Consider the following 23931-nt stretch of genomic DNA (forward strand, 5'->3'; position numbering starts at 1 on the left):
GAGGTCGACGCCAGCAAGGCTCAGGTCACCTGCCCGCATTCCGGGGTGTAGCGCACCTGCGCTACGCCTTGGCGGCTCTGGAATACTTCTATATCGCCGGTTAACTTCGCTCATCGAGCTGGTGCTCGACGCCCCCCCAGGGCAGGCTTGGTATTGGAGTTCCTGGGAGGTTCGAGCACCAGCTCGTACCAAGACTGGCCGACAGCAATGGTGTTACTGATTGGCTTCGCTCATGGAGTCGAGCACCAACCGGTCGCAAGCTGCGGTTTTATCTGCCTCGAGCATAGAAATGCGGATTGTCCAGGCCCGGTTTGCCGTAGCGCAGTGGCTCGTGCTGCAGGGTCAGTAGTTGCCCACCGGCCGCCAGCAGCACCGCGTGGCCGGCGGCGATATCCCATTCCATGGTACGGCCCAGGCGCGGATACAGGTCCGCTTCACCGGCGGCCACCAGGCAGATCTTCAATGACGAGCCGGCGCTTTTCAGCGAACGGACCTTGCGCCCGGCCAGAAAGGCATCCAGCGCCTGGGCATCCCCATGGGACCGACTGGCCACCACCTCCAGCCCCTCGGACGAGGGTTCGCGGCATTCGATGGGTTTGCGTATACCAGCCTCCTCGACAAAGGCACCGCACCCCCTGGCCCCGGCGAACAGGCGGCCCAACGCCGGAGCCAGTACCACGCCCAGCACAGGTTCACCGGCTTCGATCAACGCGATATTGACCGTGAACTCACCATTGCGACTGATGAACTCCCTGGTGCCATCAAGCGGATCCACCAGCCAGAAGCGCTGACCCACCTCGGGTACATGCCCCGCAGCGGCGGCCTCTTCGGAAATCACCGGATCAACAGGCGCACACTGCGCCAAGGCCCGCAGGATCAGAGCCTCGGCCCGCTCGTCGGCCTCGGTCACCGGTGAAGCATCATCCTTGCCGCGCACTTCGAAATCGGAGTGATAGATCTGCAGCACCTGTTCACCGGCAACACGGGTGATATCGATCACCTGCTCAAGCAGCGCTGACATGGCTTCGTTCATAGGTTTCCCCTTTTTTTTCAGATTGGTCCAAACGGCCTATGCGTCTTTTTTCCCTACCCGCAAGAGTACAGGGACCGACTATCCCCCCAATCAGCAATTGGATATTTAAAGGAGCGGTCATGGCACGTGGCAACCGCCTGCCCATCGAGCAGCTCAATACTCTGCGCATCCAGGCCGTAAGGCTGCGCCTGGCGGGCAATACCCTGAAGACCATCAGTGCCGCCACCGGGCTGTCCTCGCCGACCATCATTGCCGCGCACAAGGCCTGGCAGAACGGTGGCTGGCAGGCGGTACCCATCCGCGAGCGTGGCCGCAAGATGGGAGAAGGACGTACATTGAGCGCCGAGCAGGAGCTGGAGATGTATCAGACGCTGGTCGCCACCACGCCGGAGGCCCATCAGTTGCCCCACCTGCTCTGGCAGCTCGACGCCATGCAGGCGCTGATCCATAAGCAGTATCGGATCACCATTCCCGACCGCACCGCGGCACACTACCTGCAACGCTGGCGGCTGAATGCCGAGCGGCCGGCCCGACGCATCGCCAACGCCCCCCTGAGCGTCCAGCGGTGGCACCAGAGCACCTATCAACAGATCGCCTCCCAGGCCCGGGAAGAAGGTGGTGAGATTTTCTGGGTCGACGATTTTGGCGCACCGAGCCCCGGCAAGAAGCTGAGGCATGGCGTACTCAGGGCCATGAGCAACCGCGGCAAGGTGCTCTGGCTACCCTACGATGGCGGCTTGCGTGCGCCCCATCTGGAGAACTTCTTCGACCGCCTGCAGCGCAGTACCGGGCGCAAGCTCTTCGCCCTGCTGTCGGGCATGCAATGGCAGCGTGCAGCCACCTTCAGCGCCTGGGCCAGCAAGCGCACCGAGCAATTGCAGCTGTTTCACCTGCCCGAAGCCACCGACATGCTGAACGGCGCCCAGCAGTTGGCCGAGGATATCCGTCACCACAGCCGACGCCCTGTGGACATGGGCAGCACAGGCGGAACAGAGCCACCCGCCGGACCGCCCGACAATCCAATGCTGTTCATGCTGCAACGCATATTAAAACTTCAACTCGCGCATAGCTCGACGAATCAGCCCCGATACGCTGAGCGCCGACAACAACAAAAGTCGAAGGAAAACGCTATGACGTTGACGCACCTGCAGAAACTGGAAGCCGAAAGCATCCAGGCCATGCGCGAAGTAGTGGCCGAGGCCGACAATCCGGTCATGCTGTACTCCATTGGCAAGGACAGCGCGGTCATGCTGCACCTGGCCATGAAGGCCTTCTACCCAGCCAAGCCGCCGTTCCCCCTGTTGCATGTCGATACCACCTGGAAATTCCAGGACATGTATCGCTTCCGCGATCAGATGGTGGCCAAACTGGGCCTGGAGCTGATCAGCCACGTCAATCCCGACGGGCTGGCAATGGGCATCAGCCCGTTCAAGCACGGCTCGCAGATCCATACCGACATCATGAAGACCGAGGGTCTCAAACAGGCGCTGGATCAATACGGCTTCGATGCAGCCTTCGGTGGCGCACGTCGTGACGAGGAAAAATCCCGCGCCAAGGAGCGCATCTTCTCCTTCCGTTCCGACCAGCATCGCTGGGACCCGAAGAACCAGCGACCGGAGCTGTGGCACCTGTACAACACCCGCAAGAACAAGGGTGAGTCGATCCGTGTATTCCCCCTGTCCAACTGGACCGAGCTGGACATCTGGCAGTACATCCATCTGGAAAACATTCCCATCGTTCCCCTGTATTTCGCCGCTCCGCGTCCGGTAGTCGAGCGCGACGGCATGCTGATCATGGTGGACGACGAACGCATGCCGCTGAACCCGGGCGAGGTCCCGATGCTGCGCAACGTGCGCTTCCGCACCCTGGGCTGCTATCCGTTGACCGGCGCGGTCGAGTCCGATGCCGACACCTTGCCGAAGATCATTCAGGAGATGCTGCTGACCCGCACCTCGGAGCGCCAGGGCCGAATGATCGACCATGACGCCGCCGCATCGATGGAGAAGAAAAAACAAGAGGGGTATTTCTGATGGCTCACGTATCCGACCTGATTGCCGACGATATCGAGGCATATCTCAAATCCCATGAACGCAAGAGCCTGTTGCGGTTCATTACCTGTGGCAGCGTCGACGACGGCAAGAGCACGCTGATCGGGCGCCTGCTGTATGAAGCCAAGATGCTCTTCGAGGATCAGCTGGACGCACTGGAAGCCGACTCGAAAAGGGTCGGCACCCAGGGCGGCGAACTGGACTTCGCCCTGCTGGTGGATGGCCTGGCAGCGGAGCGCGAACAGGGCATCACCATCGATGTAGCCTATCGTTTCTTCTCTACCGACCGTCGCAAGTTCATCGTCGCCGACACACCCGGCCACGAGCAGTACACCCGGAACATGGTCACTGGTGCCTCCACCGCCGATGTCGCCATCGTGATGATCGACGCCCGTCGCGGCGTGCTGACCCAATCCCGGCGTCATTCGTTCCTGGCCTCGCTGATCGGCATTCGCAAGGTGGTGCTGGCGGTCAACAAGATGGATCTGATGGACTACTCGGAAAAGGTCTTCAACGAAATCGTCGAGGAATACCGCGAATTCGCCGGCAAGATCAACCTGCCCGAGATCACCGCCATCCCGATGTCGGCATTGCGGGGCGATAACATCACCGAGCGCACCGAGCATATGCCGTGGTACCGCGGCACCACGCTGATGGGCTACCTGGAAACCGTCGAGATAGACGAGTCCCACCAGCAGAAGCTGCCCTTCCGCATGCCGGTGCAGTGGGTCAACCGCCCGAACCTGGACTTCCGCGGCTTTGCCGGCACCGTCGCCGGCGGCGTGGTGCAACCGGGCGACCGTGTGCGTATTCTGCCAGCCGGCCGGGAAACCCATATAGCTCGTATCGTCACCCAGGATGGCGATCTGCAGCAGGCCGTGGCCGGCCAGTCGGTCACCCTGACCCTGAGCGACGAAGTGGATTGCAGCCGCGGCGATGTGATCGCCACCGCCGACGAGCCGCCGAGCGTAGCCGACCAGTTCCAGGTCACACTGGTCTGGATGCATGAGCAGCCCATGCTCGGTGGCCGCCCGTACCTGATGAAGATCGGCGGCAAGACGATTCCGGTGACGCTGGCCGCGCCGAAGTACAAGATCAACGTCAACACCCTGGAGCACCTGGCCGCCAAGGAGCTGGCACTCAATGAAATCGGGGTCTGCAACCTGTCGAGCAGCCAGCCGATCGCTTTCGACAGTTATCAGAGCAACCGCGAAACCGGCAGCTTCATCCTGATCGACCGTCTGAGCAACGCCACGGTGGGCGCCGGCCTGATCGACTTCTCACTGCGCCGCTCGCAGAACATTCACATGCAGCATACCGATGTGAACAAGAAGGTACGTGCCGAGCAGTTGGGGCAGAAGCCGGTACTGCTGTGGTTCACCGGACTGTCCGGCGCAGGCAAGTCAGCCATCGCCAACCTGCTGGAAATCCGCCTGTACGCCCGCGGCCGCCATACCTACCTGCTCGATGGCGACAATGTGCGCCACGGCCTGAACCGCGACCTGGGCTTCACCGATGCCGACCGTGTGGAGAACATCCGCCGCGTCGCCGAGGTCGGCAAGCTGTTCGTCGATGCCGGCCTGATCACCCTGACCGCCTTCATCTCGCCGTTCCGCTCGGAACGGGAAATGGCCCGCCAGTTGCTGGGCGACGAGGCGTTTCTGGAAATCTTCATCGACACTCCGCTGGCGATAGCCGAAGAGCGCGATCCCAAGGGTCTGTACAAGAAGGTCCGGCGGGGCGAGTTGAAGAACTTCACCGGCATCGATTCTCCCTATGAAGCGCCGGTCAACCCGGACATTCATATCGAGACCACCCGGATGTCGCCCGAACAGGCCGTGGACAGGATCATCGCCACCCTGATCGAGCGCGGTCACATCGAGTGAAAGCAGGCAGTCCTGCTGGAAAAACAGCAACAAGTTGAGGGCCTGTTCGCAGGCCCTGCTAACCCGGAGACAGACAATGACAACAAATACCTCTCATCCCGCCCTGGTCAGCGGCCAGGCCTGGTCGGACTTCTGCGATAACCTCAAGCGCTGCGGCGAGCAGATCCTCCGTCCGGAAACCCCGACCGACGCCGCCACCCGCGCCGAAGGCTTCCGCTACCTGACCCGCCTGCTGCGTATCGGCCTGGAAATGCATGTCGAGTTTGCCGACCCGGCATTTCCCGGATTCTTCAAGACCTCCCATGAAACCGCGAAGATCGGCGCGGACAACCCCGACAACCTGTATGAGTACGCACGCCTGGACGGCAACCTGGAATACCGTATCAAGGGCAACCGTGGTTCGGTCTACTACCTCAGCTTCGGCACCCAGAAAGGCGGCTATGAAACCGACGGCAAGATGATCCAGACCGGTTTCATCGATGCCAGCACCCTGGAGACCGATCAGGACGGCAACTTCGAGATCGTCATCAGTCGCCACCCGCAACCGGGCAACTGGCTGAAGGTGGAACCGGCCAGCAACTCGGTACTGGTGCGCCAGACCTTCCTCGATCGCGACACGGAAGTACCGGCGCAGTTGTCCATCGAACGTATCGGCGCCGATGCCAAGCCCGGTCCACTGGACCCCGCCACTTTCGAACAGTCTCTGCAGCGTGTCGGCAGCTTCGTGGAAAACACCGCCCGGCTGTTCGCCGACTGGACGCAGAGCTACCTGGCGCACAGTAATCAGTTGCCTCCGGCCGACCAGGCCCTGTGCCAGTCGGTGGGTGGTGACCCGAATATCTACTACTACCACTCGCACTGGGCGCTGGCCGAAGACGAAGCGCTGGTGATCCATGTACAGAAGGTACCCGAATGCGATTTCTGGAACCTGCAGATCAACAACTACTGGATGGAGTCGCTGGATTACCGCTACCACCGGATCTGCTTCAACAAGCACCAGGCCGAATATGACCAGGATGGCGGAGTCACCCTGGTGCTCAGCGAGCGCGACCCGGGGGTGGCCAACTGGCTGCAGACCGCCGGTATTCGCCAGGGCACGCTGTGCCTGCGCTGGGTCGGCGCCAGTCAGCAGTGCCACCCCACCACCCAGGTGGTCAAGATCGACCAATTGCAGGAGGCAGTATGAACATGACCACGCAAACCACACGCCAGGCGCTGGATATCGACCAGTTGCTCAGTGAGGCCAGCCAGCGGGCCAACGGACTCAGTCACTTCGGCGATGACAATTATCGACAGGCCCTGGAGGTGCTGGTCGACGCACTGGATCGCGAAGCCAAGCTGTCGGATACCGGCCGCTACCTGATGCGCGAGCGGCTGGTCGGCCAACTGTTCAACCGGCTGGTGATGGAGGACTACCTGCGCAGGTTCCCGGAAATCACCCGGATAACCATCGATGATCCGCTGGTCATCGTCGGTCTGCCGCGCACCGGTACTACCATGCTGCAGCGCACCTTGGCAGTGGACCCACGCTTCCACTCCGCCGCCTGGTGGGAAACCCGCTACCCGGCACCGCTGGAAGGTGAAACCCTGGCCGCGCCCGAGCAACGCATCAGCCGGGCCAAGGCCGAGGTGCAACAGACCATCGAGGCCATCCCGCAGATCCTCTCGATTCATCCGTTCGATGCCCTGCTCTGCGATGAGGAATTCATGCTCATGGAGCATTCGTTCCTGTGTGCGATGGACGCCTACGCCGACGTACCCAGCTATACCCGGTGGCTCGACCAGCAGGACCAGCGCCCCGTCTACACCCAGCTGAAGAAGATGCTGCAGTTCCTGCAGTGGCAGAAGCAGCAACGCGGAGAAACCGGCGGCCAGCGCTGGCTGCTCAAGGCACCCCAGCACCTGCATACCATCGACCTGCTGCTGGAGGTGTTTCCCCGGGCACAGGTGATCCTGACCCACCGCGAACCGGCGCAGACCATTCCCTCGATGGCCAGCATGGCACACACCCTGTGGCAGATGTACAGCGATCAGCCCGATCCCAGATCCGCCGGCATCCAGTGGAACCGTCGCATGGCCCGGGGTATTCGCCACACCATGCAGGTGCGCGACCAGCATCCCCTCGACCGTTTCCTGGACATCCAGTTCGCCGACACCGTGGCCAGGCCGATGGAGGTGCTGGAGCGCGTGTACAGCTTCGCCGGCATGCCCTTCACCGACAAGGCGCGCGCCGATGCCGAACAATGGCTGGCGAAGAATGGCCGGGAAAAACGTGCCAGCCACGACTACAGCCTGGAGCGCTTCGGTTTGAACGAAGCCCAGATGACCCGCGACTACATGGAATATCGCGCCCGCCATCTGAGCGCCAATCACTGAACGCAGGCAGGAGGAATCATGGAAAAACTCATGTTGAGTTTGTGGAAACCGTCACAACACAACGTCGAGCAGTGGCGCCAAGCCCTGCTCGGCCTGCGCGACGACCTGGCTACCGTCGGGGCACGGAACATCCGCGTCATGGTGGTCGATGAGGCGGTAGCCGCCGCGTCCGCCCAGCGCATCACCAATAGCGCCACCCCCTTGGATGGGATGCTCTCGCTGTGGCTGGACAGTGCCTCACAATTACCTTCCATCAAGGATCTCCTGGCACCCTTGACCAGCCGCCTGGAGGCGTATCTGGTGCTGGAGTCCGAGCCCTACCCCGAGCAGCGCCAACAGCGTGCAGCCGAATACCAGGTGCCGGTTGGCCAACGCACCCCCGGCATGAATCAGGTGGTGCTGCTGCACAAGCCACATCGGATGAACTACGAACAGTGGTACGACGTTTGGCGCAACGAGCACGGGCCCAAGGCCTATCCACTGCAGTCGATCTTCGGCTACCGACAGAACACCGTCGTCCGCGCGCTTACCTACGGTGCGCCAGTGCTGCACGCCATCGTCGAAGAGAACTTCCCGCCCGAGGCCATCGGCAATCCGGAGGGATTCTTCGCCGCCCTTGGCGACCCAGACAAGTGCGCGCAGCGCCAACAGGCCATGTACGAATCGACCAGCAAGTTCATCGACTTCGAGAAGATCGACTGCATTCTCACCAGTGAATACCGGCTCAGTGTCTGAGCAGCCACAAGGAGGCTTCCCATGTTGGATCTAGAAGCAATCGAGCTGATCAAGCAGCTCAAGGCGCGCTATTTCCGCGCCATCGACACCTGCAACCTGGACATGCTCAGGGCCATGTTGACCGAGGACGTCAAACTGGCTTTCAAGAGCCCCGCCTACCAGTTCCACCTCGAGGGCCTGGAGCCGGCGCTGGAGTTCTACCGGACTTCCTTCACCGCTACCCGCCTGGCCACGCATAACGGCCATACCCCGGAAATCGAGGTCGACGGCAACCAGGCTACAGCGCTGTGGTACCTGAGCTACATCTTCATCAACCTGGAAGAAAACACCCACATGCATGGCAGCGCGATCTACCAGGATCGCTACGTCAAGCGCGACGGCCAGTGGCTGATCGCCGAGACCGGCTACCAGACGCTGCTGGAAACCGTCGAGCCGCTGCCTGAACAGCTGCAGATCACCTCCAAACCCATCAACTGACAACAACAAGAAGGATATCGACATGACCAAAGCCGCAAACCTTGTCACCTCGATCAAGGTCGAGATCGACGCCCCGGCCAGCGTGGTCTGGGAGGTACTGACCGATCTGGACAAATACGAGGAGTGGAACAGCTTCTGCTTCAGCATCCGCTGCGGCATGCGGATCAACGACCCGGTGGAGATGCTGGTACGCCCGCCGGGTACCGATACCGTGGTACCGGTCAATGAATACCTGGTCGCCTGCGAGCCGGAGCAACTGCTGTCCTGGGAGCAGCGACCAGTACCAGAAAACAAGGACGCCGCCCGCCGCGATCAGTATGTCGAAGCCATCGACAGCGAGCGCAGCACCTACTTCACCACCGATCAGTTCCTCGGCATCAATGCCGACACCATCATGGCGGAACACGGTGCCTGGGTGAAAGAGGCCTTCGACCAGGTAGCCCGCGATCTCAAGCAGCGCGCCGAGGCTCTCTACGCCAGCCGCCGCTGAACACGCCACACAACAACAAGAGAGGTGCTCCATGCTATTGAAAGACAAGACCATCATCATCTCCGGGATCGGCCCGGGGATGGGCATCAAGCTGGCGCTGCGCGCCGCCGAATATCAAGCCAAGGCCGTGGTGCTGGCAGCCCGCACGCCAGCCATGCTGGATCAGGCCGAAGCCGCCATCCGCGAAGCCGGCCATGGCTGCGGGATCCTCAAGCTGCCGACCGACATCACCCAACCCGAGCAGTGCGAGACACTGGCCGAGCAGACCGTCGAGCACTTCGGGCGCATCGACGCGCTGATCAATTCCGCCTATGCCCACGGAACCTGGGGCTCGTCCAGTAACTCGCAGATGGATGACTGGCGCAAAACCATGGAGGTCAACCTGTTCGGCAGCATGAACATGACCCAGGCGGTGGTGCCACAGATGAAACTGCAGAAGTCCGGCAGCATCGTCATGGTCAATACCATGGCCACTCGCCGACCGAATCAACTGGAGTCCGGTTATGCGGTATCCAAGGGGGCATTGAAGACCGCTGTGCAATACCTGGCCGAGGACCTGGGGCCGTTCGGTATCCGCGTCAACAGCACCTTCAATGGCTGGATGTGGGGCACGCCGGTGATCCAGTATTTCAAAAGCGAAGCCGAGCGCCTGGGCGTCAGCGTTGAATCCCTGGTCGAGCAGATCGCCCAGCAGATCCCGCTGCGTCAGATTCCGGACGATGCCGACTGTGCCTCCGCCGCCCTGTACCTGGCCAGCGACTATGCCAAGGTGATCACCGGTGCTCAATTGGATGTCAATGGCGGGCATTACCTGCCCCATTGATAGCCCGCTTCTTTCCCGATTAAAGGACAGACCATGCAAGAGCTGTATGACATCGAGCAGATCAAGCAACTCAAGGCCCGTTACTTTCGCGGCATCGATACTTGTAATCTGGAACTGCTGCGCGGCGTTCTGGCGCAGGATGCGCTGATCACTTTTGACAGCCCGACCTATCAGTTCGAGATCAATGGCATGAACGAAGCCATGGATTTCTATGCCAGCTCCTTCACCAACCGCCGCTTCGGTATGCACAACGGCCATACTCCCGAAATCAGCGTCAATGGCGATGAAGCCGCTGGCCTGTGGTACCTCAACGATCTGTTCATCAACCTGGATGAGGGCACCATCCTGCACGGCAGTGCCATCTACGAAGACCGCTATATCAAGGTCGACGGCCAGTGGCGGATCCTGCGTACCGGCTACAAGCGCTTGCTGGAAATGATCCAGCCGCTGGATAGCCAGTGCAATATCACCTCAAAGCCGATCAACTGACCCCTGCCATATCTGAACGGCCCGCTATGCGGGCCGTTTTTTTTAGCGCGAGACAGCCGTTCCGACGCCGGATACCGCCTGCACATCCGCCCTGCGCCCAAGAAACGGCGTCAACGCCAGGGCCAGCACCAACAGCCCGGTGAGCAGATAGCCGACACTGCTGATCGCCCCGCCCAGCGAGGCAACGGTAATACTCTCCAGTACCTGTTCGACCCCGGCACCGGACTCCAGTAATGCCGCTGTCAGCTCGGTGCTCATTTCGGTGCCCCGCACCGTGGCTGCCCTTAGTAACTCAGCGGCGTGGACCTCGCCCAGCTCCAGTTCGGCGGCGGTCTGCTCGGCGACCCGTCGGGTATGGAAACTCGAGGACAGACCAAAGATCGCCAGCGCCAGCGATGACCCGGTCGGCAAACCGAGATCCCGCAGCATGCTGAACAGGCCGGAACCTGCACCGGACTTATGCTGCGGCACTGCACCCAGCGCCAGTTTCATCAGCGCCGGGCTGTTGGCACCCAGCATCAAGCCGATAAACCCCACCAGCAGCAACACCGATACCAACGGCACCGAGGTATCCATCTGCGAAAAAAGGATCAGTGCAGCCAGGCTGCCGAACAGGGACAGCGTCGAGACCCGGCGTGGCTCGACACGGTCGATCAGTTTGCCTGCGATCGGCGAGGCCAGCATGGTACTGCCATACAGTGCCAGGGTGACCATGCCGAACTGCGCGGCACTGCCACCAGGCCGGGTATTGATGAAGAATGCCAGCGAATAGACCACGCCGCTGCTGAGGAGCATCTGTATCCAGTAGATGGCACTGGGGATGGCAAAGCGCCGATCCTTGAGCAGTGACACATCCAGTATCGGCGCAGCCTGGCGACCGCTGTGTCGCCATAGCCACAGTAGGCTGACAACACCCACCACGACGACAGTCCAGGTAACCCAGGAGTCCCGGCCAAAATTGGCCGCCCAGGTGGGCAGTGACAGCAGCGCAGTGATGGTCGATAGCAGCAGCAGTGCGCCAAACCAGTCAAAACGCCCCTCCGCCACAGCCCCACGGCTCTCCGGCACCCAGACCAGCAGCGGAATCAACCCCAGCAAAGCCAGCACGCCGCTGATCAGGTAGACACTCTGCCAGCCGAAAGCGTCGATCATCAGCCCACCCAGCAGGCCACCGCTGGCTGCACCAAAGGTCATGACGAACATCATGACACCCAGCGCCATACCACGCTTGTCCTCGGCGAACAGTCGGTTCACGTAACTGAACACCGCCGGGAAGATACAGGCCACGCCCAACCCCTGAAGGAACCGCGCCAGCAGAAAAAACCAGAAGCTGGGAGCCCAGGCGGCCATGAACTCGGCTACACCGAACACCACCAGCCCCAGGCTGATCATGCGCCGGCGCCCATACTGGTCGCCGAGCCGCCCCATCATCGGCGCGCAGACCGCCACGGCGATGAAGTAGAAAATCAGGATCAGCGCGGCCAGATTGATCGGGATGGCGAAGTGCGCAGCGACGCTGGGCAGCACCGGTGCCTGGAAGGCAGCGGCTTCGATGGTGACAAAGGTGGCGAACAGCAGGGCGATGAAACTGACCCAGGGATTGGCGATGTCTTTATTCATCGGACCCTCGATTGCGTGATGTCAGGATGGAAAAACGGCTGGGATCAGGATTTCAGCTGCGGCGCCCAGTGCACGCCGTTGATATGTGCGCCGCCATCGACGAAGAAGGTATTGCCGGTCACGTACCGGCAGTCATCGCTGCCGAGAAACACCGCCACCGGACCGATGTCATGCAGCGGATCACCGATGCGCCCCATGGGGTTGGCCTGCTCCATGGCCCTGGCATTTTCCGGACTGGCGGCGGCGAAGCGCCGATAGGCTTCGCTGGCGGCACCGGGGCAGATGATATTGCAGCACACCTGATCCGCCGCCCATTCCCGCGCTGCGGTACGGGTCAGGCTGCGCAGCGCTTCCTTGGCGGCGTTGTAGTCGGCACTGTACATGTGCGCATTGACCCCGTTCAGTGAGCACAGGTTGACCACCCGCCCCGCCCCCAACCGGCGAAATTCCGGCAATGCCGCCTGCATGGCCCAGAACGCCGCCATCACCGCCATGTCGAAGGCACCGCGCAGTTGCTCGTCCGTTTGCTGCTCCAGGCGCGCCAGCCCGGCGCCCTTCCAGGCATTGTTGACCAGGATGTCCAGCCGTCCGAAGTGCTCGACGGCAGCGGCCACCATGGCCTGGACTTGCTCCTTGCAGGTCACGTCCGCCTGGTAACCAAGCACCCGCCCCGGCTGCAACGCCTCCAGCTCGGTCATCGCCTGTTCGATGGCGTCGTTATTGATATCACTCAGCAGCACGCAGGCGCCGGCGTTGATGTAAGCCTCGACGATGCCACGGCCGATGCCCTGGGCTCCACCGGTGACGATGGCGACCTTTCCATGCAGGTTGCTCATAGTGATCTCACCCTCAAGATGTTCAAGCGAGTCCTACGGCCTGTCTGATTTGTGGTTTCTGCAGTTTGCCCGTCGCGTTGCGCGGCAGCGGCTGATCGGTGAACCAGATACGGCTGGGTAGTTTGAAGGCCGCCAGCCGACCGGCCATGAAGCTGCGCAAATCCTGCTCGCCGATGTCATCACGCACATGCACTACCAGCGCCACGCACTCGCCCATTTCCGCATCTGGCAAGGCAAAGGCAGCAGCCTCGACCACAGCTGCATGGGCACCGGCGCATTGCTCGACTTCCAGCGCGGAAATATTCTCGCCACCACGAATGATGATGTCCTTGATCCGGCCGGTGACGTAGAGCATGCCATGCTCATCGAGATAGCCGACATCACCGCTGTACAGCCAGCCATTCTGTAATGCCTCGCCGGTCTCCTCGTCACGCTGCCAATAACCGTCCATCAGGGTGACTGAACGCAACCAGATCGGCCCTTCCTGACCTGCAGGCAAGGGTTGCTCCGGTGACTCGCCAATAACCAGGTCCACCAATGGCAATGGCCAACCGGCACTGCCAGGGAAATGCACGAACTGTTCTCCGGAGTGCGCAGCACCTATGCCGTTGCATTCGGTCATGCCGAAACCGGCACCCACCATGGCGTTGGGCTTGACCGCAAGCAGTCGCTCCAACAACACCTCGGAGGACGCCCCGCCGCCCATGCCGAGGGCGAACAGGCTGGCGGTAGCCGGGCTGTCGAAACGTGGATGGTTGATCAGTTGCTGCATCATCACCGGCGCACCGTTGAACTGGGTGCAACGCTCAGTTTCGATCAGCCGCAACGCTTCTTCAACATCCCATTTGTACATGATCACCATGCGGCGGCCGTTGCGCAGCATGCTGAGAAACTGCGATTGCAAGCCGCTGACATGGAACAGCGGAAAACTGATCAATGCTGTGGGTTGCAGGCCGGACTCCATGATCGGTTTGATCCGCTCTGGCGACGTCATGCCAGCGAAGGCCCCCTGGTAGTCCAGCGCAAACAGCGCCTGGGCAACAGCTCTATGGCTGGACACCACGCCCTTGGCACGACTGGTGGTGCCGGAGGTATAAAGCACCTGGGCGATATCATCCGGTTTGGGCTGAATCAACTGCATGGGAGCCAGTTCGGCATCCATCAAGGCCTGCCAGGCATACTGGCCTGACGAGGGCGTCTCATCGACCAATACCAACTGGATATCTGCCACGTTATCGCGCAGGTGCTGATAACGCTCCGGATCACAAATCAGCACACCGGCTCCGGCATCTCCGATAGCGTGCAACAGCTCATCGCGCAGCCCCCAGCTATTCAGCGGGACCGGGACGGCACCAGCCTGAACGCAGGCAGTGAAGGCGATCATCCATTCCGGGCGGTTGCGCATGGCGATCGCTACCCGCTCACCGGGACGGAGACCAAGGATCTGCTGCAGCGCAGCGGTCATGCGGTCGGCAGCCGTGTAGAACTCGGCAAAGCTGTAGCGTTGGTCACACCACAGCAGAAACGGCGCATCACCGTGGCGGCGACCAGCCTGAATGGCTTCGGTAAGAGTCGCCGGGGCATTGATGAAGTATTTGCGCCCTTGTTGGTCTTCACCCAGGGCAAAGGGTGATTGGGCGCTCAGCAATTGCTGGTTACACGTCCGCCATTGATCCACGAGACTGGTGTGCATGGTTACCTCTTTGTAATTTTTGTAGTTCGCCACGGGCCGTTTCAGGCGCTGCGGTTGTCGCTGTATCGCTGGCAGTGGTAATCACTGTTGCCCAGCTGGTTCTGTGCTACGCGCATACGCTTGAGAAACAGCCCCAGATCATATTCATCGGTAACGCCAATGCCACCGTGCATCTGTATCGCCTCGTTACTGACCCGCTGGGCCATCTGGCCGGCCTTCCACTTGGCCAGGCTGACCAGACGGCGACGCTCACGGTCGTCGCTGCCTGGACGATCGAGCTGGGCAAAGGCCCCCATCACGCTGCTACGCGCCAGTTGCAGGTCGGTATACAGGCGGGCCGCACGGTGCTGCAGAGCCTGGAAGCTGCCGATCGGGACGCCGAACTGGACCCGGGTCTTGAGGTATTCGATGGTCATCTGGAAGGCGGTTTCGGCCATGCCCAGCAGCTCTGCCGCCAGGCAACTGCGCCCACGATCCAGCACCAGATCAAGCGCCTCGGCAGCATCGGCACTACCCAGCCGGCTATCAGGCTCCAGCCGCACCTTGTGCAAGCGCAGCGCCGCCATATTGCGCGCATCGATCATCTGCCGCGCTTCAAGCTGCACACCAGGCGTGCCGGCGCGGACCAGGAACACCCCGCAGCCGCCGTCGGCCTCACGCGCCACCACCAGCCAGCCGTCCGCCTCGCGAGCGTCGGCCACCCAGAGCTTCTCACCATCGAGCAGCCAGCCGTCGGCATCGGCCTGGGCGCTGAGCGCGATATCTTCCGGTGCGTGGCGGGCCGACTCTTCCAGCGCCAGCGCCAGGCGCAGCTCACCACTGATCAGTTGCGGCAGCCATTGCTGGCGCTGTCCGGCAGTGCCGAGCTGCTCGATCAGCCCACCGCACAACACCACGCTACCCAGTAGTGGCGAGGCGCTCAGATGGCGCCCCATTTCCTCGAACAGGGGTGCAAAGCCGGCAAAGCCGAAGTCCAGCCCGCCATCCTCTTCGCTGAACGCCACCGCGCTCCAGCCCAGCTCCAGCATGCCCTGCCAGACGTCGGCGTCGTAGCCAGCGGCAATACCCTGGTCGCGTATGGCCCGTTGCACGGAAACCGGCGAGCGCGCGGACAGGAAGTCGCGTGCGCTGTCCTGCAGTTGCAGTTGATCTTCGTTGTAAACCAGACTCACGGCACTCTCCTCACTTGGCTTCCGGCAGGCCAAGCACGCGCTTGGCAATCACGTTCAACTGCACTTCCGATGAACCACCGGCAATGGTCTGGGCATAGCTCATCAACCAGGCACCGGTCATATCCAGTTCACGCTGGCTGAAGCCCTCACCTTCCCAGCCCAGGGCCTGGTTGCCCATGATCTCCAGCAGCAGCTCGAACTTGGTTCGCTCCTGCTCGCTGTGTACCAGCTTGGCGATTGCCATCAGTCCCGAGGCGTCCTGCCGGGCGCGCAGGGTCTCGGCAATACGGCGACTGGTCAGACTGAAGGCTTCTTCATCCATCAGGCAGGTTACCGCCCTCTGCTGCAGGGCGATCTCAGCCACCGTTTGCGGCTTATCCAGATACTGCTTGAGGAGTTCACCCAGGTCGAAATGGGTGGGCAGCGCCGTTTCGCTGAACTTCGACATGGCCCGGCGCTCATGCTGCAGCAAGGCCTTGCCCAGTGTCCAGCCACCGTTGAGTTCACCGATCAGTTGCGCACGCGGCACCCGCACGTTGTCGAAGAACACCTGGCAGAAGCTCGACTTGCCGCTGATCAGGTCGATCGGTGCGACGCTCACTCCCGGCGAGGTCATGTCCAGCACGATCAGGCTGATGCCAGCCTGCTTCGGCTCCATCGGCCCGGTACGGACCAGGGCATACATCCAGTCGGATTTGTTGCCATAGGAGGTCCAGATCTTGGTGCCATTGATGACGAAATCGTCGCCATCGATGACGGCCGAGGTGCGCAGACTGGCCAGGTCGGAGCCCGCATTGGGCTCGGAAAAACCCTGACACCAGCGAATCTCGCCCCGGGCCATGGGTGGCAGGAAGCGCTGCTTCTGCTCTTCACTGGCGAACTCCAGCAGGACCGGACCGAGCATCCAGATGCCCAGATTGATCTGGGGTGGGCGACAATGCAGGCGGCGCATTTCCGCTTCGAGAACAGCCAGTTGCTGGGGATTCAACCCGCCACCGCCGTATTCCACCGGCCAGTCGGGGCAGAACCAGCCCTTGTCGCGCATGCGTTCGAACCACAGGCGCTGGTCCTCATGCTGGAATTCGACCGTACGTCCGCCCCAGACCATCTCATCGGACGGCATGGGCGTGCGCATGGATGCCGGACAGTTGGCCTCGAGCCAGGCTCGGGTTTCCTGGCGAAATGCTTCTAGCTCGTTCATCGTGTTACCTGCATGTTGTTCTTACCAGACCGCGAACCCGGCCTTGATTATGCGTTGACTCTAACGGCAGCAACCGCGCGACGACGTCGTCCGGATGGACGATTTCCCGCGCGGCATCGGTCAACTGCCGACTGCTGCAGAGCGCCCGGCCAGACGACCGAAGAAGGTCGAATCGCCCAACGACAGGCCCGAGCAGTAGTCCTCCCCCCAACGCGGCAGCCCGCAGGCCGTGCGGCCGGCCGCATACAGACCGGCGATCGGCTGGGCATCACCATCCAGTACCTCACCGCTGGGCAAGGTAGCCAGTCCACCCAGGGTGAAGGCATGGCCCTGGAAATCGCCCTTGCAGTAGCTCAACGCGGCGAATGGCGGCTCGGTCAGCGGACGCAGCCACTCGGCGGTCTTGTGGAAATACGGATCGCGGCCGTCTGCCGCCAGCCGGTTGAACTCCTCGACGGTATGCACCAGCGCGCCTGACGGCAGCCCGAGCTCTTCCTCCACTTCCTGCCAGGTCTCGCCAACGGCGGCCACCTGGATGTCCTCCTGGATCACCGGACGACCGAAAATCTCGTTATCGACCAGCAGCCAGGCACGACCATTGGGCTGGCGCAGCACATGATGCGCGGCCCGACCGTGATAGCAGTCCTCGTTGACGAAGCGCTGCCCGCGTTCATTGACAAAGATACCCTTGACCAGCGATGCCGGGGGGAAGAATGGCAGGGTGGCAAAGAACTCCTGCATGTTCAGCGTGGCCGCACCAACGCTCATGCCCATGCGGATACCGGAACCGTCATCATTCCCGGCACTGACCTGCAACTCGCAGTCCAGCGCAGAGGGAACGAAGCGCTCGACCATGGCGCTGTTGCTGATAAAGCCGCCGGCACAGAGGATCACACCGCGCCGGGCATGCACAAAGCGTGGAGTGCCGGCCTCGCGGGTGACCACACCGACCACACGCTGGCGCTCGTCCACCACCAGAGTCAGGGCCCGGCTGTCATAACGCACCTGTGCACCCAGCTCCTCGGCACGGGCACACAGGGTTTCCATCAGTACCTGGCCGCCGCCCCAGCCGACAAACTGCACGGTATGGCCGCGCGGCGCTGGCTTAGCCTGATCGAGATAAGGCCAGGACTTCTCATTGCCCGACCACAACAGAGTGTCATCGGTCGTGGGTTCGATCCACTTGCCCGGCAGGTAAGTACCCTTGAAAGGCACGCCCTGCTCACGCAACCAGTTGAAATGTGCCACACCATTGTCGGCGTAAGTACCTACTCGCTCGGCATCGGCGGCCGGGCCACCGGCCAGCATCAGGTATTTCTGGAAGTCTTCGGTGGCATCTTCGAAGCCATGCTCGCGCTGCACATCGGTGCCGCCGTTGCCACCCACGTACACCTCGCCGCCCGACAGGCTGGCACTGCCGCCGCCCACACCGGCTACTTCCAGTACCACAACCCCCGCACCCGCCTGGCGCGCCTCGATCGCCGCGCAGGCACCGGCGGCGCCAAAGCCCACCACCACCACATCGGTTTCCAGATCCCAGCCCGGAATCGCCGCCAGCGGGCATGCACGGGCAGGAGAATAGGTATTGTCAGTCAGCATTGCAGCATCCTTCTGTATTGTTGTTATGGAGATATTCAGCCTGCCGCGGGTATACGGTTGATCACCGCATCACCCGGACTGCCGAGCACACAACTGGTGCCGCCTTCGGTATACATCATGGTCACGCATCGATTGCAGGCAGTACAGCCGGAGCGCTGGACCTGCCCCTCGCGCAGGCGGTTGACCCAGGTCGGGTCATGGATCAGCACCCGGCCCATAGCCAGCGTATCGAACCCCTCAGCCATCAGTTGGCCAACTCCCGCGGCCGAGGTCACTCCGCCCAGGTAGGCCAATGGCACATCCACCGCGGCGCGCACCTTGCGGGCATGCTCCAGCAGATACAATTCACGGAACGGAACCGGCTTCTCGACCAGCGACTGTAGGAACATCGCCCCTTTCATGATCGGGTTGGTCACTACCGCGCGGTTCTCCGGCGGGAACGAGGAGCCGAACATGGTGGTGATGGATTCGGCGTTCATACCGGCGCTCAGTACCAGCAGATGCGCACCCTCTGCTGCCAGCTCGCGGGCGATACCCACACCATCATCGATACTGTTGCCGCCACGCACACCCTCGGTGATGCTGAACTTGCAGATTACCGCCAGGTCATCACCCACCGCATCCAGCACCCGACGCAATACCTGGCGGGGAAAGCGCATCCGATTGGCGAGGTTGCCGCCATATTCATCCCGGCGCTTGTTGTACAGCGGCGAGATGAACTGGCTGAGCAGGTAGCCATGGCCCATGTGGATTTCCACCGCGTCGAAACCGGCCTCACGGGCCAGCTCGGCAGCCGTGGCAAAGTCCGCCGCCACCCGCTGCATGTCCGCCACGCTCATTTCCTGCTTGAAATATTGCCCACTCATCAGGCCGATCTTGTTGAAACCGCCGCTGGCCGAGAGCGGCCGTCCCGACCCCTTGATGAAGGTGAAGCAGCCGCCATGGGTAATCTGTGCCGATACCGCGCCGTTTTCCGCATGCACAGCATCAGTCAGGGCGCGCAGATGCGGCAGTGTGGCGCGGTCCATACATATCTGGTTGGGCAAGGTGCAGCCGTCGGCGCTGACCGCACAGTAGGCCACTGTGGTCAGGCCGACCCCACCGGCGGCCATCCCCGCATGAAACTGCACGAGCTGCCGTGACGGCACCCCGTTCGGCGACATGCCTTCGTTGGTGGCGGACTTGATGAAGCGGTTGCGCAGTGTCAACGGGCCGATGGTAAGGGGGGTATAAGCTTGGGCGAGTTGTTGTTGTTCGGTGCCTGCCATGGTGATCTCCAGAGCGAATGGACCGGTCACCAGGCCAACCATGCCTCACGGCAACGGCTCGGCCCCAGCTGTCCGGTATCAATTGCATCGATTCTGGAAACTCTGATTGCGGCTGGCATCGTCTGATCAGACGAGAAGAAGATGACGCGCGAGGCAGGAGAAGCTGTCAATTCAAGATTGTGCAGAACAAAAAAAGGGGGCGGAATAATCCGCCCCCACTTTTTCTATCCCTACTGCCGTCCATGACCCAGTCATCCCGACTGTCACCATCCTGATGCTCCCTTGGCTCAAGCTCCCTGCCGAGCAGCGCATTCCGTCGCGCATGGACACATAGTACCCGGAAACGATCCCCGATCAATATCAAAAATCGTCTCACCCGTTAGGGCTATGATAGATATTTATGATTAATTTCAATTGGTTACTATTTTTCCACAGACAAAAATCCTATTCCGCTCACGACAAGTGACTGATAAGACTTACACAGAACATAGCCAATGTCTTACACGAGGCCTTCTTCGCCAGCTCGCTCAGGAGACAGAAACAAAAAAACCCGCCCCTGAATCAGGGGCGGGTTTCGGTGCTGCGCGGGGAGCGACTTACATCATGCCGCCCATACCGCCCATGCCACCCATACCGCTCATGTCGGGCATGGCCGGCTTGTCTTCCGGCAGCTCGGCAATCATCGCCTGGGTAGTGATCATCAGGCTGGCAACGGAAGCAGCGGCTTGCAGCGCGCTACGGGTTACCTTGGCCGGATCGAGGATACCCATTTCGATCATGTCGCCGTACTCACCGGTAGCAGCGTTGTAGCCATAGTTGCCTTCACCGGCACGCACAGCCTGCAATACCACAGCGGCTTCTTCACCAGCGTTGGTGACGATCTGGCGCAGCGGCGCTTCGATGGCGCGACGCAGCAGCTTGATACCGACGTTCTGGTCTTCGTTGTCACCAACCAGGTTCTCGAAAGCCACCAGGGTGCGCACCAGGGCAACACCACCGCCAGGTACCACGCCTTCTTCAACGGCGGCACGGGTCGCGTGCAGCGCGTCTTCAACGCGGTGCTTCTTCTCTTTCATTTCCACTTCGGTAGCGGCGCCGACCTTGATGACCGCAACACCGCCAGCCAGCTTGGCCAGACGCTCTTGCAGTTTTTCCTTGTCGTAGTCGGAAGTGGTTTCTTCAACCTGCTTGCGGATCTGGGCAACACGGGCTTCGATATCAGTCTGGGAACCGGCACCATCGATGATGGTGGAGTTGTCCTTGTTGATCTGCACGCGCTTGGCCTGACCCAGGTGCTCAAGACCAGTGGTCTCCAGGCTCATGCCGACTTCTTCGCTGATGACGGTACCACCGGTGAGGATGGAGATGTCTTCCAGCATGGCCTTGCGGCGATCACCAAAGCCCGGCGCCTTGACCGCAGCGACCTTGACGATGCCGCGCATGTTGTTGACTACCAGGGTAGCCAGCGCTTCGCCTTCAACGTCTTCAGCAACGATCATCAGAGGACGACCGGCCTTGGCGACAGCTTCCAGTACCGGCAGCATTTCGCGGATGTTGGAGATCTTCTTGTCAACCAGCAGGATGTACGGGTTGTCCAGCTCGGCGGACATGGTTTCCGGCTTGTTGACGAAGTAGGGAGACAGGTAACCGCGGTCGAACTGCATGCCTTCAACGACGGACAGCTCGTTGTCCAGACCGGAACCTTCCTCAACGGTGATCACGCCTTCCTTGCCAACGCGATCCATGGCTTCGGCAATGATCTTGCCGATGGAGTCGTCGGAGTTGGCGGAGATGGTGCCTACCTGAGCGATGGCCTTGGAGTCGGCACAGGGCTTGGCCAGGTTCTTCAGCTCGGCAACCACAGCCACGGTGGCCTTGTCGATGCCGCGCTTGAGGTCCATCGGGTTCATGCCGGCAGCAACGGCTTTCAGACCTTCGGTAACGATGGCCTGGGCCAGTACGGTCGCGGTGGTAGTACCGTCACCAGCATCGTCGTTGGCGCGGGAGGCAACGTCTTTGACCAGCTGGGCACCCATGTTTTCGAAGCGATCTTTCAGCTCGATTTCCTTGGCGACGGAAACGCCGTCCTTGGTGATCAGCGGCGCGCCGAAGCTGCGCTCGATCAGGACGTTGCGGCCCTTCGGACCCAGGGTGGATTTGACAGCGTCGGCCAGGACATTGACGCCTTCCAGCATTCTGTTGCGCGCGGCAACGTCGAACAATACTTCTTTAGCAGCCATTTTCACTTTCCTTCAAATGAATTCGTTCAGGGATCGGACTGGTGCGGCCTTAGCCTTCCAGGACACCGTAGATTTCGGATTCGCTCATCATCAGCAGCTCTTCACCATCGATCTTGATGGTGCTGCTGCCGGAATAGGGTCCGAAAACAACCTTGTCGCCTTCTTTGACGGCCAGCGGACGCACTTCACCATTGTCCAGCAGACGCCCGGTACCAACAGCAAGGACCACGCCGGTATTCGGTTTTTCTGCTGCAGAGCCAGGCAGAACGATACCGCCAGCGGTTTTTGTTTCTTCTTCGCTGCGACGAACGACTACGCGATCGTGTAACGGACGGATTTTCATCGTTGTGAGTCTCCCAAATGAATGTCAAAGGCCGGCTTGCCGGCATTTCAAGTTAATCAGGCCTGGGCCTGAAGGACGTGCCTGAGCTGCGTCCCTATCCAACACAGGCTCCCGCAATGGGCGCCTGTAAAACTGGTGCCTTGTTTATGGGGCCCGGCCAATCCATTTCAAGGGGCCGGACGCAAATTTTTCAAGGCCGGTTCAAACGCTGGTCGTCATCGGCTGGCGTGGGCTGTCCCGCTTCCCACTCCCCTTCGATGATGGTGTGTTCACCGCGTCGGTACATGCGTGGTCCGTTCTGGTCATCCGGCCCGGAACCGCCACCGCGGTGCATCAGCGCCATGATCAGACAGGGAATCGCCAGCACATCGCTGACCAACCCCGGAAACGCGATGAGCACTCCGGCCAGTACGCCCCACATGCCCGATTTGAGGACGTTGAACGGGCTACGATTGGTGGCCATCTGCTGCTGCAACCGCTGCAGCATGCCCCAGCCGTTGCGCTGAATCAGCATCAGACCGACGACACCGGTAAACAGCACCCACAATAACGTCCAACCCACCCCGACCTCCTGGCCGAGCAGAATCAGGCTCGTCAGTTCGATCAGCGGTAATGCCAACAGCAGTATGCGCAACAAGGGCATGACAACCTCGTGAATGGTGACAAAGTTCCTATATGGGGCTGGCGAGATCAGTTTCAAGCCCGGCCCGCGACCAGCACGGCAACCGCCGACCAGGTCAATGGATGACTGAATTTTCAGAAAGGTATTCATAATGCGCAAGGCTTGTTGCATTCTTGCGGCCGAAACCAACAACTAACCAGAGGATCAATAACATGCAACTGAAAGACAGCGTGATCATCGTGACCGGCGGCGGCCAGGGCCTGGGCCGGGCAATGGCGGAATACCTGGCAGGGCGCGGCGCGCGCCTGGCGCTGGTGGACCTGGACCAGGCTCGCCTGGACGAGGCAGTCAATGCCTGCAAGGCAGCCGGCGGCGATGCCCGCGCCTATGTCTGCAACGTTGCCAATGAAGATCAGGTCAGCGCCATGGTCAATCAGGTGGCGGATGATTTCGGTACCATCAACGGCCTGATCAACAATGCCGGCATCCTGCGCGACGGCCTGTTGCTCAAGGCCAAGGACGGACAGATCCAGAAGATGAGCCTGAGCCAGTGGCAGTCGGTGATCGATGTCAACCTGACCGGCGTGTTCCTCGGTACCCGCGAGGTGGCGGCGAAGATGGTGGAGTTGGGTAGCAAGGGCCTGATCATCAACATTTCCTCGATCTCCCGCGCCGGCAACATGGGCCAGTCCAACTACTCAGCCGCCAAGGCCGGCGTCGCCGCCATGACCGTGGTCTGGGCCAAGGAACTGGCGCGCTACGGCATCCGCGTGGCTGGCATCGCTCCCGGTTTCATCGAGACCGAGATGACCGGCGGCATGAAGCCCGAGGCACTGGAAAAGATGACCGCCGGTATTCCGCTGCGGCGCATGGGCAAGCCGGAGGAAATCGCCCATTCGGCCGCCTATCTGTTCGAGAACGATTACTACAGCGGCCGGATTCTGGAGCTGGACGGCGGTCTGCGGTTGTAATGCAATAAC

At 61.2% G+C, this 23931-nt stretch carries 21 protein-coding genes; 10 read left to right on the top strand and 11 right to left on the bottom strand.

Annotation, left to right across the window (positions count from 1 at the left end; translation table 11 throughout):
• Window positions 1–268 precede the first annotated feature (268 nt).
• Window positions 269–1033, bottom strand: a complete 765-nt coding sequence (gene cysQ, locus QAO71_RS12675) for a 3'(2'),5'-bisphosphate nucleotidase CysQ (RefSeq protein ID WP_280164599.1) — start codon at window positions 1031–1033, stop codon at window positions 269–271.
• 1031 nt (window positions 1034–2064) lie between these two features.
• Here cysQ and cysD point away from each other — a divergent pair.
• The 9 genes from cysD (at window position 2065) to QAO71_RS12720 (ending at window position 10357) form a co-directional block, all read left to right on the top strand.
• The gene (gene cysD / locus QAO71_RS12680; RefSeq protein ID WP_218278832.1) at window positions 2065–3063 is read left to right on the top strand and encodes a sulfate adenylyltransferase subunit CysD; all 999 of its coding nucleotides are present in this window, start codon (window positions 2065–2067) and stop codon (window positions 3061–3063) included.
• Window positions 3063–4967, top strand: coding sequence for a sulfate adenylyltransferase subunit CysN (cysN, locus tag QAO71_RS12685; protein WP_105643634.1), 1905 nt, complete (start codon window positions 3063–3065; stop codon window positions 4965–4967). Before cysD ends, cysN begins: the two co-directional genes overlap by 1 nt.
• 76 nt (window positions 4968–5043) lie before the next feature.
• Entirely contained in the window at window positions 5044–6153 is a 1110-nt protein-coding gene (locus QAO71_RS12690; RefSeq protein ID WP_105643635.1) for a DUF1214 domain-containing protein, read from the top strand.
• 2 nt (window positions 6154–6155) lie between these two features.
• The gene (locus tag QAO71_RS12695; RefSeq protein WP_105643816.1) at window positions 6156–7343 is read left to right on the top strand and encodes a sulfotransferase; all 1188 of its coding nucleotides are present in this window, start codon (window positions 6156–6158) and stop codon (window positions 7341–7343) included.
• An 18-nt stretch (window positions 7344–7361) separates the two neighbouring features.
• Entirely contained in the window at window positions 7362–8078 is a 717-nt protein-coding gene (locus QAO71_RS12700) for an EthD domain-containing protein (RefSeq protein ID WP_105643636.1), read from the top strand.
• 21 nt (window positions 8079–8099) lie between these two features.
• Window positions 8100–8555: a nuclear transport factor 2 family protein gene (locus QAO71_RS12705; protein ID WP_105643637.1), complete on the top strand. Its 456-nt coding sequence runs from the start codon at window positions 8100–8102 to the stop codon at window positions 8553–8555.
• A gap of 22 nt (window positions 8556–8577) precedes the next feature.
• On the top strand, window positions 8578–9045 hold the full coding sequence (locus tag QAO71_RS12710) for an SRPBCC domain-containing protein (RefSeq protein ID WP_105643638.1): 468 nt from the start codon (window positions 8578–8580) through the stop codon (window positions 9043–9045).
• A gap of 31 nt (window positions 9046–9076) precedes the next feature.
• Window positions 9077–9868 (top strand): SDR family oxidoreductase, encoded by a 792-nt coding sequence (locus QAO71_RS12715; RefSeq protein ID WP_105643639.1) that lies wholly within the window; start codon window positions 9077–9079, stop codon window positions 9866–9868.
• Window positions 9869–9901: 33 nt separating this feature from the next.
• Window positions 9902–10357, top strand: a complete 456-nt coding sequence (locus QAO71_RS12720) for a nuclear transport factor 2 family protein (RefSeq protein ID WP_105643640.1) — start codon at window positions 9902–9904, stop codon at window positions 10355–10357.
• A gap of 42 nt (window positions 10358–10399) precedes the next feature.
• Here the strand turns inward: QAO71_RS12720 and QAO71_RS12725 are convergent, their stop codons facing one another.
• From QAO71_RS12725 to QAO71_RS12770, 10 genes are all read right to left on the bottom strand, one after another.
• On the bottom strand, window positions 10400–11977 hold the full coding sequence (locus tag QAO71_RS12725) for an MFS transporter (protein WP_105643641.1): 1578 nt from the start codon (window positions 11975–11977) through the stop codon (window positions 10400–10402).
• 44 nt (window positions 11978–12021) lie between these two features.
• Entirely contained in the window at window positions 12022–12813 is a 792-nt protein-coding gene (locus QAO71_RS12730) for an SDR family oxidoreductase (protein WP_105643642.1), read from the bottom strand.
• A gap of 22 nt (window positions 12814–12835) precedes the next feature.
• Window positions 12836–14506: a class I adenylate-forming enzyme family protein gene (locus QAO71_RS12735; protein ID WP_105643643.1), complete on the bottom strand. Its 1671-nt coding sequence runs from the start codon at window positions 14504–14506 to the stop codon at window positions 12836–12838.
• Between the two features lie 41 nt (window positions 14507–14547).
• A complete protein-coding gene (locus tag QAO71_RS12740; RefSeq protein ID WP_105643644.1) occupies window positions 14548–15678 on the bottom strand; it encodes an acyl-CoA dehydrogenase family protein in 1131 nt (376 codons plus the stop codon).
• A gap of 10 nt (window positions 15679–15688) precedes the next feature.
• Entirely contained in the window at window positions 15689–16879 is a 1191-nt protein-coding gene (locus tag QAO71_RS12745; RefSeq protein ID WP_105643645.1) for an acyl-CoA dehydrogenase family protein, read from the bottom strand.
• Between the two features lie 120 nt (window positions 16880–16999).
• On the bottom strand, window positions 17000–18478 hold the full coding sequence (locus QAO71_RS12750; protein ID WP_280164600.1) for an FAD-dependent oxidoreductase: 1479 nt from the start codon (window positions 18476–18478) through the stop codon (window positions 17000–17002).
• A gap of 35 nt (window positions 18479–18513) precedes the next feature.
• Window positions 18514–19746 (bottom strand): NADH:flavin oxidoreductase, encoded by a 1233-nt coding sequence (locus QAO71_RS12755; RefSeq protein WP_280164601.1) that lies wholly within the window; start codon window positions 19744–19746, stop codon window positions 18514–18516.
• 596 nt (window positions 19747–20342) lie between these two features.
• Window positions 20343–21986, bottom strand: coding sequence for a chaperonin GroEL (groL, locus tag QAO71_RS12760; protein ID WP_074777887.1), 1644 nt, complete (start codon window positions 21984–21986; stop codon window positions 20343–20345).
• Between the two features lie 49 nt (window positions 21987–22035).
• Window positions 22036–22329 carry a co-chaperone GroES gene (locus tag QAO71_RS12765; RefSeq protein WP_036988527.1) on the bottom strand — a complete coding sequence of 98 codons (294 nt, stop codon included), beginning with the start codon at window positions 22327–22329 and terminating at the stop codon, window positions 22036–22038.
• Between the two features lie 190 nt (window positions 22330–22519).
• Window positions 22520–22972, bottom strand: coding sequence for an FxsA family protein (locus QAO71_RS12770; protein WP_169304568.1), 453 nt, complete (start codon window positions 22970–22972; stop codon window positions 22520–22522).
• A 191-nt stretch (window positions 22973–23163) separates the two neighbouring features.
• On the opposite strand from QAO71_RS12770, the gene QAO71_RS12775 reads away from it, so the two are divergent.
• Window positions 23164–23922, top strand: a complete 759-nt coding sequence (locus QAO71_RS12775) for an SDR family oxidoreductase (protein ID WP_280164602.1) — start codon at window positions 23164–23166, stop codon at window positions 23920–23922.
• Window positions 23923–23931: the final 9 nt, after the last annotated feature.

The sequence above is a fragment of the Halopseudomonas sp. SMJS2 genome (assembly GCF_029866945.1).
GTDB lineage: Bacteria > Pseudomonadota > Gammaproteobacteria > Pseudomonadales > Pseudomonadaceae > Halopseudomonas > Halopseudomonas bauzanensis.